Below are 281 nucleotides of genomic sequence, written 5' to 3'. Positions count from 1 at the left end.
CCGTTCTTGGCGATGTCCTTTGCTCCCGCATCGAACACGGCACGCATGAAGGAGTTTCCGTAATCGAAGAAGTAGGAGCCTCTCTCCACCAGGGTCTTGATCAGGTGGTAGTGTTTTACCAGGGTCTGGTCCACCAGCTCGCAGAATCTCTCTTTATCGTTTGCCAGCATCTCCGTGCGCTCCTCAAAGGTCAGGCCCTGCGGGCAGTAGCCTCCGTCGTACGGCACATGGCAGCTTGTCTGGTCAGATAACAGCTCTATCTTGATGTTGTTGTCCACTGC

Annotated in this window: 1 pseudogene; it reads right to left on the bottom strand. The window is 54.8% G+C overall.

What is annotated here, in order from left to right:
* Positions 1-281 (bottom strand): annotated as a pseudogene (locus tag V8Q34_RS27440) (urocanate hydratase); the annotation flags it as partial.

It is taken from the genome of Blautia sp. JLR.GB0024 (assembly GCF_037000545.1).
In the GTDB taxonomy this organism is placed as follows: domain Bacteria; phylum Bacillota; class Clostridia; order Lachnospirales; family Lachnospiraceae; genus Blautia; species Blautia celeris.
The sequence above is the reverse complement of the archived record's forward strand: the minus strand, read 5'-3'. Positions and strand labels throughout refer to the sequence as shown.